At 50.2% G+C, this 14910-nt stretch carries 14 protein-coding genes and 4 tRNA genes; 10 read left to right on the forward strand and 8 right to left on the reverse strand.

Annotated features, from left to right (window positions below):
- Nucleotides 1-264: 264 nt before the first annotated feature.
- Genes ACN0UY_RS03515 through trpA form a run of 6 tightly spaced genes read left to right on the forward strand, consistent with a single transcriptional unit; the run spans nucleotide 265 to nucleotide 6917 of the window.
- Complete coding sequence (locus tag ACN0UY_RS03515; protein ID WP_417665393.1) at nucleotides 265-1857, forward strand: anthranilate synthase component 1; 1593 nt, start codon at nucleotides 265-267, stop codon at nucleotides 1855-1857.
- Nucleotide 1858: 1 nt separating this feature from the next.
- Entirely contained in the window at nucleotides 1859-2488 is a 630-nt protein-coding gene (locus tag ACN0UY_RS03520; RefSeq protein ID WP_417665394.1) for an aminodeoxychorismate/anthranilate synthase component II, read from the forward strand.
- Between the two features lie 2 nt (nucleotides 2489-2490).
- The gene (gene trpD, locus ACN0UY_RS03525; RefSeq protein ID WP_417665909.1) at nucleotides 2491-3495 is read left to right on the forward strand and encodes an anthranilate phosphoribosyltransferase; all 1005 of its coding nucleotides are present in this window, start codon (nucleotides 2491-2493) and stop codon (nucleotides 3493-3495) included.
- Complete coding sequence (gene trpCF, locus ACN0UY_RS03530) at nucleotides 3488-4909, forward strand: bifunctional indole-3-glycerol-phosphate synthase TrpC/phosphoribosylanthranilate isomerase TrpF (RefSeq protein WP_417665395.1); 1422 nt, start codon at nucleotides 3488-3490, stop codon at nucleotides 4907-4909. The genes trpD and trpCF overlap by 8 nt, the downstream gene beginning before the upstream one ends.
- A complete protein-coding gene (gene trpB / locus ACN0UY_RS03535; protein WP_417665396.1) occupies nucleotides 4906-6111 on the forward strand; it encodes a tryptophan synthase subunit beta in 1206 nt (401 codons plus the stop codon). Before trpCF ends, trpB begins: the two co-directional genes overlap by 4 nt.
- Nucleotides 6108-6917, forward strand: a complete 810-nt coding sequence (gene trpA / locus ACN0UY_RS03540) for a tryptophan synthase subunit alpha (protein ID WP_417665397.1) — start codon at nucleotides 6108-6110, stop codon at nucleotides 6915-6917. The genes trpB and trpA overlap by 4 nt, the downstream gene beginning before the upstream one ends.
- On the opposite strand, the gene ACN0UY_RS03545 is transcribed toward trpA, so the two are convergent.
- Nucleotides 6889-7794 (reverse strand): TIGR01777 family oxidoreductase, encoded by a 906-nt coding sequence (locus ACN0UY_RS03545; protein WP_417665398.1) that lies wholly within the window; start codon nucleotides 7792-7794, stop codon nucleotides 6889-6891. The two genes, trpA and ACN0UY_RS03545, sit on opposite strands and share 29 nt — an antisense overlap.
- Before the next feature lie 117 nt (nucleotides 7795-7911).
- On the opposite strand from ACN0UY_RS03545, the gene ACN0UY_RS03550 reads away from it, so the two are divergent.
- Genes ACN0UY_RS03550 through ACN0UY_RS03560 form a run of 3 tightly spaced genes read left to right on the forward strand, consistent with a single transcriptional unit; the run spans nucleotide 7912 to nucleotide 9624 of the window.
- The gene (locus ACN0UY_RS03550; RefSeq protein ID WP_417665399.1) at nucleotides 7912-8466 is read left to right on the forward strand and encodes an inner membrane-spanning protein YciB; all 555 of its coding nucleotides are present in this window, start codon (nucleotides 7912-7914) and stop codon (nucleotides 8464-8466) included.
- Nucleotides 8466-8765 carry a YciI family protein gene (locus ACN0UY_RS03555; RefSeq protein ID WP_128351730.1) on the forward strand — a complete coding sequence of 100 codons (300 nt, stop codon included), beginning with the start codon at nucleotides 8466-8468 and terminating at the stop codon, nucleotides 8763-8765. The genes ACN0UY_RS03550 and ACN0UY_RS03555 overlap by 1 nt, the downstream gene beginning before the upstream one ends.
- A gap of 1 nt (nucleotide 8766) precedes the next feature.
- Complete coding sequence (locus ACN0UY_RS03560) at nucleotides 8767-9624, forward strand: serine aminopeptidase domain-containing protein (protein ID WP_417665400.1); 858 nt, start codon at nucleotides 8767-8769, stop codon at nucleotides 9622-9624.
- Nucleotides 9625-9631: 7 nt separating this feature from the next.
- Here ACN0UY_RS03560 and ACN0UY_RS03565 read toward each other — a convergent pair whose 3' ends face one another.
- Both ACN0UY_RS03565 and ACN0UY_RS03570 read right to left on the reverse strand, forming a co-directional pair.
- Nucleotides 9632-12154, reverse strand: a complete 2523-nt coding sequence (locus ACN0UY_RS03565; RefSeq protein WP_417665401.1) for an ABC transporter permease — start codon at nucleotides 12152-12154, stop codon at nucleotides 9632-9634.
- Complete coding sequence (locus ACN0UY_RS03570) at nucleotides 12144-12824, reverse strand: ABC transporter ATP-binding protein (protein WP_417665402.1); 681 nt, start codon at nucleotides 12822-12824, stop codon at nucleotides 12144-12146. Before ACN0UY_RS03570 ends, ACN0UY_RS03565 begins: the two co-directional genes overlap by 11 nt.
- 2 nt (nucleotides 12825-12826) lie before the next feature.
- Here ACN0UY_RS03570 and ACN0UY_RS03575 point away from each other — a divergent pair, with 2 nt between their 5' ends.
- On the forward strand, nucleotides 12827-13450 hold the full coding sequence (locus tag ACN0UY_RS03575; RefSeq protein WP_417665403.1) for an arylesterase: 624 nt from the start codon (nucleotides 12827-12829) through the stop codon (nucleotides 13448-13450).
- 106 nt (nucleotides 13451-13556) lie between these two features.
- Here ACN0UY_RS03575 and ACN0UY_RS03580 read toward each other — a convergent pair.
- From ACN0UY_RS03580 to can, 5 genes are all read right to left on the reverse strand, one after another.
- A tRNA-Glu gene (locus ACN0UY_RS03580) sits at nucleotides 13557-13632 on the reverse strand.
- A gap of 99 nt (nucleotides 13633-13731) precedes the next feature.
- Nucleotides 13732-13807: transfer RNA gene (locus ACN0UY_RS03585), tRNA-Glu, on the reverse strand.
- Between the two features lie 42 nt (nucleotides 13808-13849).
- Nucleotides 13850-13925, reverse strand: a tRNA-Glu gene (locus ACN0UY_RS03590).
- 48 nt (nucleotides 13926-13973) lie between these two features.
- Nucleotides 13974-14049 (reverse strand) — tRNA-Ala (locus ACN0UY_RS03595).
- Nucleotides 14050-14225: 176 nt separating this feature from the next.
- On the reverse strand, nucleotides 14226-14858 hold the full coding sequence (can, locus tag ACN0UY_RS03600) for a carbonate dehydratase (RefSeq protein WP_128351735.1): 633 nt from the start codon (nucleotides 14856-14858) through the stop codon (nucleotides 14226-14228).
- Nucleotides 14859-14910: the final 52 nt, after the last annotated feature.

A 14910-nucleotide genomic window follows, 5' to 3' on the forward strand; every position in this document is an offset into this window, starting at 1 on the left:
GCATCGTTTATACAAGTTTACATCCTTTAAAGGAAACACACGTGCAAACAGTTACGCAACAGACTCAACTAGTAAAAAACTGGTGGTGGCATTTCCCAAGCTAGCGGGCGATGCATCTGTGCGTGTGTGACACGTGTGATAAAACCCGCTTCGATAAGCGGGTTTTTTTATGCGTGCTTATCGGTACCAAGCGGTCTTTAAAAGTTATACAACTTAATAGACAAATGATATCGAAATAACACTCAACAGTGAGAGTAGCAACGCGTGGATATTATTGAGAAACCCGGTTATCTAACCAGCTTACGCATGAAACTGCCCTATCAGGCAGACACTTTGGCGTTATATCAACGCCTCTGTGGCCCCAATCAGCATAGTTTATTGCTCGATTCGGCTGAAATTCAGTCGCGCCAAAACTTAAAAAGCTTGGTCATGGTGAATGCCGCCGTACAATTCACCTGTCAGCAGCAAACCGTGACCATTCAAGCACTCACACCAAATGGTGAGGCACTATTGCCATGGTTGGCAGAGCAATTGAGTCCGCTTTGCGAACTTACCCAGCAAGCTGAGCAATTAATTTGTGACTTTGCACCGCCACCTTCTGGATGCGATGAAGATACGCGCCTGCGCGCAGCCAGTAACATCGAGCCGTTGCGTATAGTGCAAACGCAACTGCAGCAAAAAACGCAACATGGCCAGCCACACCCCATGGCGATTTTCCTCGGTGGTGTGTTTGCCTATGATTATGTGGCCAGCTTTGAACAGCTGCCCGACGTTGCAGAAGGCGAGAATAACTGCCCTGACTATCAGTTTTACTTAGCTGAAACCTTACTGGTTATCGACCATCAACAGCGCACCACAGAATTGCTCGCGAGCTTGATTAGCGGCCCACAAAGCGAAGACTATTATGCGCAAATAGCGCTGCAAGTTGGGCATATTGCGGCGCTGTGTCAGTTGCCACCGGTGCAAAAAACAGTAGCCAGCCAGACCTGTTCCAACGAACTTAAAGTAAGCCCGAGCGCCGCTGATTTTGCCCGTCAGGTATTGGATTTGAAAGAGCACATTAGTGCGGGCGATATATTCCAAGTGGTTCCATCACGCCGCTTTCAGTTGAGCTGCCGCGATAGCTTGCAGGCCTACGCCGAACTCAAAAAGGCCAATCCGTCACCCTACATGTTTTTCCTGCGTACCGATAAATTTGAATTGTTCGGTGCCTCACCGGAGTCCGCCTTAAAGTACACCGCGGCAACCAACCAAGTTGAGCTGTACCCGATTGCCGGTACCCGGCCGCGTGGCAAAGACAGCCAAGGGCGCATTCACCCCGACCTGGATAGCCGACTTGAATTGGAATTGCGGCTTGATCAAAAAGAGCTGGCCGAACACATGATGCTGGTTGATTTAGCCCGTAATGATTTAGCCCGTATTGCCGAACCGGGCACCCGCTACGTCGCTGACTTGTTGCAAGTTGACCGCTATTCGCACGTGATGCACTTGGTTTCACGTGTGGTTGCCCAATTGGCAGATGACCTTGATGCATTGCATGCCTATCGCGCCTGCATGAACATGGGCACCTTAGTTGGCGCCCCGAAAATTAGTGCCGCAACGCTTATTCGTAACGTCGAAAAGCAACGCCGGGGTAGTTATGGCGGTGCCGTTGGTTACTTGAATAGTGCCGGCGATATGGACACCTGCATTGTCATTCGCTCTGCCTTCGTACGTGACGGTATTGCCACCATTCAAGCCGGTGCCGGTGTAGTGCATGACTCAGACCCTGCCGCAGAAGTGGCCGAAACAGAAAACAAAGCGCGGGCAGTCATTGAAGCAATACGCGCAGCCAATCAACCTGCCGAGGTAAACTAATATGACATCTGCCTCACTTAACGTTGCAAAAAGCACTCCTGATCGAATCGTACTGCTCGATAATTTCGACTCGTTCAGCTACAACTTGGTGGATGAACTACGTCAACTGGGTTACCCGCTGGTTATTTATCGCAATGACATTGCTGCGCAAACGTTAATCGACAACATGCGCCAGTACCCAGGCCGCCAGTTGCTTTGTTTATCCCCGGGCCCTGGCCACCCCGCACAGTCCGGTAACCTATTAGAACTGATCCAATTAGTGCAAGGCGAGTATCCTATGCTAGGTATTTGTCTTGGCTTCCAAGCGCTGATTCATGCAGCCGGTGGCGATATTGACCGGTGTCACGAAACTGTACATGGCAAAAAAGCGCTAATTGAAACGCGCCCGCACCCAATGTTTGAAAAGCTCAGCAACCCACTGACGGTCGCGCGCTATCACTCGCTGTGCGGCTACCGCTTGCCCGATAGCATCAAAGTGCTCGCTTCAACAGGTGCTATACCCATGGCTGCAGAGTTCAGTGCGTACCAAGCGATAGGTTTTCAGTTTCATCCTGAATCCATTTTAACCAGCCATGGCAGCCAGCTGCTAGCGCAAACCGTGGCCTACCTGTTTAAGCAGTACGGGAGTTAATGATGCAAACACTTAATGCCTTACTGAATGGCGAAGCACTCACCCTGGAGCAAGCCGAGAAACTTTTTGATCACTTAGTCAAAGGTGAACTCAATGATATTCAGATAACGGCGGCACTGATTGCCATGAAGCTACGTGGTGAACAGCCCCATGAAATGGCAGGCGCAGCACAAGCCTTGCGGCGCGCAGCAAAACCGTTTCAACGCCCACAACGGCCCGTAATTGACAGCTGTGGTACCGGTGGCGATGGTAGCAACACCATGAACATATCCACCACCGCAGCACTGGTTGCGGCAAGCATGGGCCTCACCGTTGCCAAACATGGTAACCGCAGTGTGTCATCGCGTTCAGGTTCGGCTGACGTACTCGAAAGTCTCGGGTTGTCGGTCACACAAGACCCCGCAGTTGCTGAACAGCAACTGGACGACTATAACTTTTGCTTTTTATTCGCACCGCACTACCACCCCGGCATTCGGTATGCGATGCCAAGCCGCCAAACGCTAAAAACGCGCACTCTATTTAATTTACTTGGCCCGTTGGTGAACCCAGCCCGCCCCGATGCGCAAGTTTTAGGCGTATATGACCCAACATGGTGCCGCCCCATGGCCGAAACCCTACGCCTATTAGGGTGCCAACGGGCAATGGTGGTGCACGGTTCCGGGCTTGACGAAATTGCCTTGCATGGCCCAACCCATGTGGTTGAATTGCGCGATGGTGAGCTGCACGAGTACACCCTAACTCCAGCAGATTTTGGTGTCACTGAAGCCAGTGTGGCCGAACTTGCCGGTGGTGACGCTGACTTTAACGCACAATTGTTGCAACAGGTGCTGGCAGGAAAAGCCACCGCTGCGCAGCACAATGCCATAGCCGTCACAGTAGCGGCCATGTTGTATGTTACCGATCAATTCAGTGACCTACGCCAAGCAACCAGCGCTGTGCTCGAGCACTTAGCGGCTGGCACTGCGCTTGAGCATTTACATAAATTGCAGGAGTTTAACCGTGGCTGATTCCGCATCCGTACTTGAAACTATTGTTGCCGCGCGCCGTAAACGTATCGCTGAGCAATTGGCTGAATTAGATCTTCCGCAAATTCAAGCCAACCTTGCACCCAGCCGGCGCAGCCTACACAAAGCTTTAGCACAGCCACGTGCTAGCTTTATTTTAGAATGTAAAAAAGCATCGCCTTCGAAAGGGTTGATTCGTCCAGACTTTAATCCAGTAACCCTGGCGCAAACCTATAGCCGCTATGCCGATGCGATTTCAGTGCTAACCGAGCCGGACTACTTTCAGGGCGATTTTCGCTATCTTTCCGCAGTAAGCGCTGCGGTTAGCCAGCCGGTTTTATGCAAAGACTTTATTGTCATGCCCGAGCAAGTGGTACTGGCCCGTCATTTTGGTGCCGACGCTATTTTGCTAATGCTGTCTATTTTAACCGACGAAACCTACCAGCAACTTGCTACCCTTGCCGAAACGTTAAAACTAGACGTGCTCACAGAAGTTGCCACTGAGCAAGAACTGGATAGAGCGCTGCACCTGAAAGCAAAAATAATTGGGATTAATAACCGCAACTTGCACGATCTAACTATCAACCCACAACGTAGTATTGAAATGAGTCAGCGCATTCCAAACGATGTGTTGGTGGTGGCAGAGTCCGGGTATGAAACACATAGCCAAGTAGCCGCCACAGCTCCCTTTGTTGACGGTTTTTTAATTGGCAGCGCGTTATCGAAACAAGCAAACGTGGATCAAGCCTGCCGTGAACTTATTTATGGTGAACACAAGGTTTGTGGTTTAACTGAACCGGCTGATGCCATGGCCGTTCGTGCAGCCGGGGCTGCGTACGGTGGGCTAATATTTGTTGGTCACTCACCGCGCTTTGTCACCAACGAACAAGCCCAGCAAATCGTCGCCGCTGAGCCTGATCTAGCCTTTGTTGGTGTATTTGCGGACCAGCCGCTAACCCAAGTGGCACAAACCGCACAGCAACTGAACTTGGCCGTGGTGCAATTGCACGGGCAAGAAGACATCGACTACATCAGCGAGTTACGCAAAGCCCTGCCCGCACAAACCAAGGTGTGGAAGGCAGTTGGCGTTGATGAGCCGCTGGTGCTGCCGCAATTGGAAGTCGACGCCTTCCTACTGGATAACCGATTCGGTGGCAGTGGGCAGCCATTTGACTGGGCTTTGCTCGAAGGGCTGAGTGCCGCGCAGCGCAGCCAGTGCATTTTGGCCGGCGGCTTAAGCTTAGACAATTTGCCAGCCGCGCTGGCAACTGGGGTAACGCGCCTTGATGTAAACTCTGGTGTGGAGTATGCCAAGGGCCGTAAAGACGCCGGTAAAATCATTGCACTTTTTGAATCCATTCGCACTTACGGAAAAACCAATGACCGCACGCACCAAGGTCAGGAGGCAGTATCATGAGTACCCAACCACAAAAACTTTCAGCTTACTTTGGTGATTTTGGCGGACAGTTTGTGCCAGAAATTTTGCTACCTGCGCTTGATCAACTTGAGCAAGCGTTTATTGATGCACAAAATGACCCCGCCTTTCAGGCTGAGTTTGCTGATTTATTAAAGAACTACTTAGGTCGTCCAACGCCCTTATCGCTTTGCCGAAATCTGCCGCTAACGTCGCCGAATGGAACGAAAATATACCTTAAACGCGAAGATCTTCTGCATGGCGGTGCGCACAAAACCAACCAAGTACTCGGCCAAGCACTACTCGCTAAGCGCATGGGCAAAAATCGTATTATTGCCGAAACAGGCGCGGGACAGCATGGCACCGCAACTGCATTGGCCTGCGCATTACTTGGCCTTGAGTGTATTATTTACATGGGTGCCAAAGACGTTGCCCGCCAACAGCCGAATGTATTTCGCATGGAATTAATGGGCGCCAAAGTGGTTCCCGTTGATTCAGGTAGCGGCACCTTGAAAGACGCCGTTAACGAGGCGATGCGTGACTGGACAGCCAGCTACAGTACCACCCATTACTTGTTAGGCACCGCGGCTGGCCCGCATCCATTCCCTACCATTGTTCGAGAATTTCACCGTATGATTGGGGCCGAAGCTAAGGCGCAAATTCTTGAACGCATTGGCCGTCTGCCCGACGAAGTTGTTGCCTGTGTCGGTGGCGGCTCCAATGCCATTGGTATGTTTGCCGAGTTTATTGACGAAACCGGCGTAGAATTGGTCGGCGTTGAGCCGGCTGGTAAAGGGGTTCACACCCATGAACACGGCGCCACCTTAGCCGCTGGTAAACCAGGTATATTGCACGGTTGCCGTTCGTTCTTAATGCAAACCGACGAAGGTCAAATTGAAGAAAGCTATTCGGTTTCAGCCGGGCTGGATTACCCCGGTGTGGGCCCACAACACGCCCATTTACGTGAAATTGGCCGCGCCCGTTACGAGTCAGTTACTGATACCGAGGCGCTTGAAGCATTTAAACTGCTGGCTCAACATGAAGGCATTATTCCGGCGCTTGAGTCCGCCCACGCATTGGCTTATGCGCTGCGCCGAGCAGCCGAGCCGGATGCGCCAGAAGTGATATTGCTAAATTTATCTGGGCGTGGCGATAAAGACATTGATCACGTACGCCGTATCTTCGCACAGGGAGAGCAAGCATGAGCCGTTACGAAAACCTTTTCAATAGCTTGCAGCAAGCCAATCAAGGCGCATTTGTACCTTTCGTGACGCTCGGCGATCCAACGCCTGAGTTGAGCCTAAAAGTTATTGAAGCATTAATTGCTGGCGGCGCCGATGCACTTGAACTGGGTTTGCCTTTCTCTGACCCTGTAGCGGATGGCCCCACCATTCAACAAGCAAACATTCGCGCATTGACCGCCGGTACCCGTATCAGTGATGCGTTCGACATTATCGAAACAATCCGTGCTCGACACCCTGATCTGCCGATAGGTTTACTGGTTTATGCAAATCTAGTGGTGAGTAAGGGCTCGGATAATTTTTATCAACGCTGTGCAAAAGCTGGCGTCGACTCGGTACTGATTGCCGATGTTCCAGTTCGCGAAGGCATTCCTTTTGGTGAAGCTGCCAAAAAGCATGGCATTGCACCCATTTACATCGCCCCGCCTGACGCTTCGGAAACAACCCTCGAGCGGGTTGCTGCGAATAGCCAAGGCTATGTGTATTTGTTGAGTCGTGCCGGAGTAACCGGTGCTGACACGCAAATGCAAGCACCTGCCACCGAGGTTATCAAGCTGCTGAAGGCACACCATAGTGCTCCGCCGCTGCTCGGTTTTGGTATTGCCACGCCAGAACACGTTCGCGCAGCAATTGAATCAGGTGCCGCCGGGGCAATTTGTGGCTCGGCCATTGTACGTATTATTGAACAATATCAACACAACGAAGCCGAGCTCACTGCGCACCTGGAACGTTTTGTGAGTACTATGAAGAAGGCAACAAACAATCCTTAAGTGCCGCCTCAAGCTTTGGATACTTAAACTGATAACCGGCCTGCTGCAAACGCTCAGGTAGCACCAGCTGGCCGGTTAGTAGCATCTGGGACATCTCGCCCAGCATCAATTTCAAGGCCCACGCAGGTACCCGCATAAAATGTGATTTACGCAGAACTCGCGCTAAGGTTTTACTGAATTCTTCTTGCGCCACCGGTTGCGGTGCGGTGGCATTGAAAATGCCCTGCGCCTGCTCGTGCTGCAGTAAAAATAGAATTATGCCGACCATGTCATCCAAGTGAACCCAGCTGAAACCTTGTTTACCGTGCCCTAGCGGGCCACCTAATCCTAACAGGTACGGCGGTAACATCTTTTTCAATGCGCCGCCTTCAGGCGCTAATACCACGCCCGTACGTAATACACACACGCGCGTTTTTTCTGACTGTGCCGCAAGCGCTAAGCGCTCCCATTCAGCACACAAATGATGCGCAAAATCATCGGCGTCTACCTTAGTTGCTTCGGTGACCGGGGTCTTACCCTGTGCGCCATAATAGCCAATTGCCGAGCCACTGATGAACACCTGGGGTGGCTGCGCGGCATTTTGTATACGCTCAGTAAGCTTGCGGGTAATATTCCAACGGCTTTGCTCAATACGTAACTTTTGACGCGAACTCCAGCGCTTATCCGCAATCCCTTCGCCTTGCAGATTAATCACGCCATAAAAGTCACTTAATTCAGATATTTCATCTAAGCTTTTGACCACATGAACGCGATTACCCAAGCGCTCAAGCGCCCGTTGCGGATTGCGGCTAATGACCGTCACCTGGTAATCACCCAAAAGATGAGGGATCAGCGCCGAGCCGATGAGCCCTGTTCCACCCGTTATTAATAATTTCATGCTGGCCTCTTGCTGAGTAATTTCTATAATTGATCATGTTACAGTGTAGTCATTGAATCTAGTACGTCACAAACTTTTCTGGCACACTGCTCTAACTATCGTAAACCGGAATTCATCATGCTGTTAGTGCTCGAATATTTGCCGTTAATTTTATTCTTCATTTTTTATCTGCTCGGTGACATCTTTATTGCCACCGGGGTATTGATGATCGCCACTGTGATGCAGATTATTGGCATGAAATTTATGCGCGAACCGGTTACCCCACGCCATTGGATTGTCATGTGGGCGGTGCTGATATTTGGCAGCATCACACTCTTTTTACACGATGAGTGGTTCGTTAAGATCAAAGTAACCGTAATTTATGTCGCTATCGCACTATTTCTGCTGATTGGCTTGTGGTGGAAAAAGAAAAGTCCGTTACAGAGTATGCTTGGTAGCGAAATTAACTTACCCGTTTTTGCGTGGCACCGGCTTACCTATGCGTGGGTAATTTTCGCCCTCAGTCTTGCCGTAATTAATGTTTACATTGCCGAAGCCATGAGCCTTGACGCATGGGTTAATTTTAAAGTGTTCGGAATTTTGGGTGCCACCTTGGTATTTAGCGTATTTTCTGGCGCTTACATGTTTAAACATCACACCGATCGTGAAAAAGATGCAGAGGAAATTGAATAATGTGGTTTGTGATTTGGGCTGAAGATGCACCCAACAGTTTAGCTGCGCGCCGCGCAACCCGCCCTGCTCATTTGGAGCGCCTCAAGCAACTGCAAGCCGATGGCCGCCTGCTGGTTGCTGGCCCATGCCCAGCTATCGCCAGTTCTGATCCCGGTGAAGCGGGTTTTACCGGCTCCATGGTCGTGGCGGAGTTTGACAGTTTAGCGGCCGCGCAAGCATGGGCCGATGCCGACCCTTATATTGCCGCAGGCGTCTACCATCAAGTAACCGTTAAGCCTTATATCAAAGCTTTGCCATAACATGACCAACCCACATCGTATTACGCTTCAGGCGGCACCGGAGCGTCAGGTGGTTGCCTATGAGTGGCGTGCTCAGCATGCCCAAGGGGTAATAATTCTGGCTCCTGCCATGGCGGTGCCACAGGCTTTTTACCAATCCTTTTGCGAATGGCTATGTCAGCAAGGCTACCATGTATTAAGTTTCGACTATTACGGCATTGGTGCGTCAATTGACAAACCACTCGCTCAGGTTTCCACCACAGTAACCGACTGGGCAACCTATGATGCTGCCGCAGTCATTGATTACGCAGTAAGCCAGCATCCTGAGTTACCTTTATTGTGGTTCGCCCATAGCATTGGCGGACAACTGTTCGGCATGGTGCCAAATAATCAGCACGTAAAGCACATGATCACTGTCGCCACAGGCACAGGCTATTGGAAAGACACCAAGCCACAATTGAAATATAAGTCGTGGGTTTTGTGGCGTGCTATTACGCCATGGCTCATTCCATTAGCCGGATATTTCCCTGGTCGCAAACTTGGGATTGTTGGCGATGTGCCGGCAGCAGCCATGCAACAATGGCGCAGTTGGTGTTTGCACCCAGATTATTTGGTTGGCGCCGAGCAGCACTATCAACGCTACGCCGACATCACCACCCCCATCACGTCACTGAGCTTTACCGACGATGAAATGCTGACCGCGCATAACATCAACGCCATGCATGACTTCTATGCCAACGCGCCGCAACAGCGTCATGTGATAGCACCAGCGGATATAAATGCCAGCCGTATTGGCCATTTTGCGGTGTTTCGCAAAAGCTACGACCAACATTGGCCAGCATTATTCTCAGCACACATTCAAGCGGCTTTCAAAGCCTAAGCTCGCATTACGCGAGCTTACGAATTAACTGCGCCGTGTTTCTGCGTACCAACCGGTTACACGCCAAGCGCCCAAGTGTGCCCACTACAAGCGCACCTGCTACCGGACCAACTAACCAGAAGCGCCAATGCAAAGTTGCGCCCATTTCAAATACTTGGGTTTGCAATATCCATAGCGACAACTCCATTGCAAGGGTCGCGATAAGCCCGCTAATTGCGCCCAAAATAACAAACTCGTAGGTAACACTGCGACTCAATAACTTGGCCGGTGCACCTAAGGTTCGCAAAATCACCAGTTCTTTTTGACGCTCCTCCATGGAAGCCTGAACTTGGGCAAGCAACACCAATATTCCAGCAATCAGCACCAACACCAGCACGAACGCAATCGCAATGCTGACTTGCTCAATCACTTCGCGCAGTTGGTCCATAATGGCATCAAGATCAATCAGCGACACTTGTGGGAATGGTTTGAACAACTCATACAGCTCGCTTTGACGCTCGCGCGGCAAATTAAAGCTCGAGATAAATGTCGCTGGAAAATCTTCCAAAGTCGCCGTATTGAAAATCATAAAGAAATTCGGCTGCAAGGTACCCCAATTTACTTCGCGAATACTGGTTACAGGCACCTCGAAGGTATTCCCACCAATGTTAAATTCAAGCTGGTCCCCCACACTCAAGTTCATCCGCTCAGCAACTTCAGCTTCAACTGAAACTTGCGGTTGTGGCGCTTCGCCCCACCAGTCACCAGCCACAATCGTATTGTTTGGTGGCAAGTCATCGCGCCACGTCAACGACAGTTCGCGACCAAAACCTTCGCGCTGTTCCGCGTTGTTGGTTTGAGTATTCGCTTCGTCGCCGCCAGCTTCTTTAGTCACTTCATCGCGTACCGGCACACCATTAACGGCGGTCATCCGGCCTGGCACTACCGGATACATGTCATTTGACACAATATCGCGTTCGTCAAAGCGCTTGCGTAGCTCACCCACGTCGTCAGGCGCCACGTTCACAATAAAGTAATTCGGAGCATCATCGGGTAATTGGCGTTCCCAATCAGCAAGAAGCTCGTTACGCAGTGCCAACACCAACAGCAGCAACATAATTGCCGTTGAAAAGCTCAGCATTTGCACACTATTTTCTTGCGCGCGGCGCTGCAAACCAGCCATAGCCAAACGCCATGAACTACCCGCCTGCATACCTGCTTGTCGGCTTGCGCGAATAAATACCCGCCCAACCAATAACAACAACACCGCCGCCACCGAGCCACCCGCGAACAAGGCGGTCGACAGCAACCATTGCTGGCTATATATCAGTAGTAATGCATAAATAGTGCCTGCTGAGGCCACCCAATGCAGCCAGCGCAGTTTATCGGTCCCGGTCAATTGCCGGTTCAGCACACGTAACGGCGGAATCGAAATCAAGCGCAGCAATGGATACAACGTAAACATTACCGCACTGACTAAGCCTGTTGCTGAGGCTAATATGTATGGTTTTATCCCGGCAGCAGGTAATTCTGCACCAAGTTGCGCCGCCACAAACTCAATAACTTGAGCCTGCAGCACCCAGCCCAGCAGCAAGCCGACCGCGATGCTAATAACCGTAAGTAACAACAAATGCAAAATAAAAATACGCTGAATCTGTGCTTTGTCGGCACCCAGGGTTTTGAAAATCGCGACCACGTCATAATTGCGCTGACAGTAGCGCTGTGCTGCCACCGCCACCGCTGTTGCGGCAAGTACCACACCAAGTAGGCTAGCTAGCAACATGAACCGCTCAGCACGCTTTAAACTACGTGCCAATGGACTGTCTCCATCTTCAATGCTGCGCCAGTTGTGGGTGTCATCGTTTAGCTGTGGTAATAGCCACTCGTAGTAACTTTCCAATTGCCCCACGTCACCCGCATATAAGATGTTGTAACGCACGCGCGAGCCAGGCTGAATCAAGCCCGTTTGCTCAAGTTCGTCGTAATTAATCAATACATTGGGGCTGTCGGTAAATACTGAGAAACCAACATCGGGTTCATAAGTTAGTACGCGGGTTACATTGAAACTGGTTTCGCCAATTTCAATCTGGTCGCCAACTTGTAAATTTAGCTCTTGAAACAAGGCTGCAGCAACCCAGGCTTCGCCAGCCCCAGGTAAACCCTCCGCAGTACTTTCTTCACCAAAAGGCTCAAGTGCTGTGCGCAGCTCACCGCGCAGCGGGTAGCCATCGCTAACCGCTTTTATATCCACCAAGGCCAGTTCGTCGTTTGCGAACGCCATGCTGTTGAATACCACACGATTCGCGGTTCGTAAGCCGTATTCCTGCGCTTGCTCTACCCATTGATTATCAATAGCGCGGCGTGAGCTCAACACCCGATCAGCCGCCAAAAATTCTGCGCTACGCGCCAACAAGCCCGTTTGCAAGCGCTCGGTAAATAACGACAACGACAGCACGGCAGTAACCGACAGCACAATGGCTGCCGCCATAATGGTTAATTCGCCCCGCTTAAGCTCGTGACGCAATAAGCGCCATGAAATCTTATGCCACATCGCGCGTCACCTCAGCTAGTCGCCCTGCTTCCATGCGCAACACACGCTGGCATCGATTGGCCAACTCCGCATCATGAGTAACCATCACCAGGGTGGTGCCCGACTCTTCGTTCATTTGAAACAGTAAGTCTTCAACTTTATGCCCTGTGGTAGCGTCTAAATTACCGGTTGGTTCATCGGCAAATAAAATTTTAGGTGTACCAATAAACGCCCGTGCAATAGCAACGCGCTGTTGCTCGCCGCCAGACAATTGATTCGGATAATGGGTCAAACGTTCGCCAAGACCAACTTTGGTTAGCAAATCACGCGCCTGTTGCTCAGCATTTTTATGCCCGGCCAGCTCAGCCGGAAGCATGACGTTCTCTAACGCAGTCAAACTTGGGATCAATAAAAATGACTGAAAAATAAAGCCAATTTTGTCGGCGCGCACTTTTGCACGCTGCTCCTCATCCAAATCGCTCAACTTTACGTTATCTATAGAAACATCTCCGCCACTTGCGAGGTCTAATCCGGCAAGTAACGCGAGCAAAGTTGATTTACCAGAACCGGAGGCACCTACAATAGCCACCGTCTCACCTGCCTTTATGGAGAGGTCAATCGGCTGTAATATGTGTAGAATACCGTCTTGAGTTGTAACTTTTTTCTCTAACTGAGTGGTTTGAATAAGCATTTATGAAAAACTTCCTAGCTAAATTGTTGGTTATCGTCGCACTGTTGGTTGTTATACGTCCAGTTTCGGCAAATGTCTCACTTGTTGTTTTAGGAGACAGCCTCAGTGCCGGTTACGGCATGGCGCAAAGCGAGTCATGGGTTGGCGTGCTGCAAGATCGTTGGGCCGAAAAATATCCTGACATTACGCTCATTAATGCCAGTATTAGTGGCGACACCACCCAAGGTGCATTAAATCGTTTAGCTGGAGTTATCGAACGCCATCAGCCCGATGCAGTATTTGTTGAACTTGGCGGCAATGATGGCCTGCGCGGATTCACTCCAGCTGCTATCTCAGACAATTTGGTACAGATTATCATGCAATTGCAACAGCAGGACGCTAAAGTTGCGTTAAGTCAGGTGAGAATTCCGCCGAACTACGGCCAGCGCTACAGTGAAATGTTCGCAAACATTTTTCCACAGGTCGCTGAACAGCATAACGTGCCGCTTATTCCGTTCTTTATGGAAAGCATTATTGAAAATGAAAGTTTAATGCAAGGTGACGGTATTCATCCGAATCGCGAAGCACAACCGCTTATCGCAGATATCATGGAAGAGCACTTACTGGAATTAGTGCAAAAACGATAACAGATATTGGATATTGGATATTGGATATTGGATATTAGAAAAAGCTCAAGACATCAGATCTGATATCTAATATCAAATAGCTAACATCGCTTTTGCTTTAAAGAAGTGGCGTCCCCTAGGGGATTCGAACCCCTGTTACCGCCGTGAAAGGGCGGTGTCCTAGGCCTCTAGACGAAGGGGACAAGGACTTGCAGTGCTAGCTACACGTTACTGGTTATTCGTTATTGGTTTAGCTCTTGCGAGTAACGAATAACGACCAACGAATAACGGTTTTAAAGAAGTGGCGTCCCCTAGGGGATTCGAACCCCTGTTACCGCCGTGAAAGGGCGGTGTCCTAGGCCTCTAGACGAAGGGGACCCCGGACAAACATTCTGGTTACTCGTTATTGTTCATAAAGAGTGGCGTCCCCTAGGGGATTCGAACCCCTGTTACCGCCGTGAAAGGGCGGTGTCCTAGGCCTCTAGACGAAGGGGACGCACCAGAATTAAAACACTATCAGATTTTCACTACTGAGCTGCAGCTTTGGTGGAGCTAAGCGGGATCGAACCGCTGACCTCTTGCATGCCATGCAAGCGCTCTCCCAGCTGAGCTATAGCCCCACACCAACACTAAACATTCGTGTGCTGCATCAGTACCCTGACAGCGGGGCGAATTCTAGGGTAATTCGCGCACCACCGTCAACCTTTTTTTTGGTAAAATGAATCGTTTGCCGAAAAATAAGACAGTTCGAACAAATCACGATCAATTCTGCCTAAACTCTCACCACTTCTGGGTTTTAATCGTCGAAGTGATAAATGCGTTCTAATGACGCCCTATCGCGCACCGTTACTTCCATATCGCGCACTAGACCGTCCTCAATGCTATACACCCAACCGTGAATTGCTAAGTCTTGACCACGATCCCACGCTTGCTGAACAATGGTTGTTTTAGCAAGGTTACCCACCTGCTCTATCACGTTCAGTTCGCACAGACGATCAATGCGATCTTTCTCATCGGTTATCGCTTCAAGTTCTTTGTGATGCTCGCGATAAATATCTTTAATTGGGAACAACCAATGATCAACTAAACCATGACAGCAACTTTCAGTCGCAGCGCGCACACCACCGCACCCATAATGCCCCACCACTAAAATGTGTTTCACCTTGAGCGTTTCAACAGCGTATTGAACCACTGACAAACAATTAAAATCGGTTTGAATCACTTGGTTGGCAACATTGCGATGGACAAAAAGTTCACCCGGCGCCATACCGACCACTTGGTTTGCCGGCACTCGGCTGTCTGAACAGCCAATCCACAAGTATTCCGGCGTTTGTTGCGCCACCAGATTATTAAAAAAATCAGGATCTTGCTCGAGCATACGTTTTGCCCAAGCTGAATTATTAGCAATTAACTGACGAATTTTTGGCATTTAACGCTCTCTTTCTTAGAAGACTTTCACGACAACTCATCTATGCATAAAA

The sequence above is a fragment of the Pseudidiomarina sp. genome (genome assembly GCF_048268165.1).
Classification (GTDB): domain Bacteria; phylum Pseudomonadota; class Gammaproteobacteria; order Enterobacterales; family Alteromonadaceae; genus Pseudidiomarina.

Bases quoted from the DNA above. Each gene is read 5' to 3' on its own strand.
- ACN0UY_RS03520 (WP_417665394.1), top strand. From the start codon at position 1,859: ATGACATCTGCCTCACTTAACGTTGCAAAAAGCACTCCTGATCGAATC.
- trpD (WP_417665909.1), top strand. From the start codon at position 2,491: ATGCAAACACTTAATGCCTTACTGAATGGCGAAGCACTCACCCTGGAG.
- trpB (WP_417665396.1), top strand. From the start codon at position 4,906: ATGAGTACCCAACCACAAAAACTTTCAGCTTACTTTGGTGATTTTGGC.
- trpA (WP_417665397.1), top strand. From the start codon at position 6,108: ATGAGCCGTTACGAAAACCTTTTCAATAGCTTGCAGCAAGCCAATCAA.
- ACN0UY_RS03545 (WP_417665398.1), bottom strand. From the start codon at position 7,794: ATGAAATTATTAATAACGGGTGGAACAGGGCTCATCGGCTCGGCGCTG.
- ACN0UY_RS03550 (WP_417665399.1), top strand. From the start codon at position 7,912: ATGCTGTTAGTGCTCGAATATTTGCCGTTAATTTTATTCTTCATTTTT.
- ACN0UY_RS03555 (WP_128351730.1), top strand. From the start codon at position 8,466: ATGTGGTTTGTGATTTGGGCTGAAGATGCACCCAACAGTTTAGCTGCG.
- ACN0UY_RS03560 (WP_417665400.1), top strand. From the start codon at position 8,767: ATGACCAACCCACATCGTATTACGCTTCAGGCGGCACCGGAGCGTCAG.
- ACN0UY_RS03565 (WP_417665401.1), bottom strand. From the start codon at position 12,154: ATGTGGCATAAGATTTCATGGCGCTTATTGCGTCACGAGCTTAAGCGG.
- ACN0UY_RS03570 (WP_417665402.1), bottom strand. From the start codon at position 12,824: ATGCTTATTCAAACCACTCAGTTAGAGAAAAAAGTTACAACTCAAGAC.
- ACN0UY_RS03575 (WP_417665403.1), top strand. From the start codon at position 12,827: ATGAAAAACTTCCTAGCTAAATTGTTGGTTATCGTCGCACTGTTGGTT.
- can (WP_128351735.1), bottom strand. From the start codon at position 14,858: ATGCCAAAAATTCGTCAGTTAATTGCTAATAATTCAGCTTGGGCAAAA.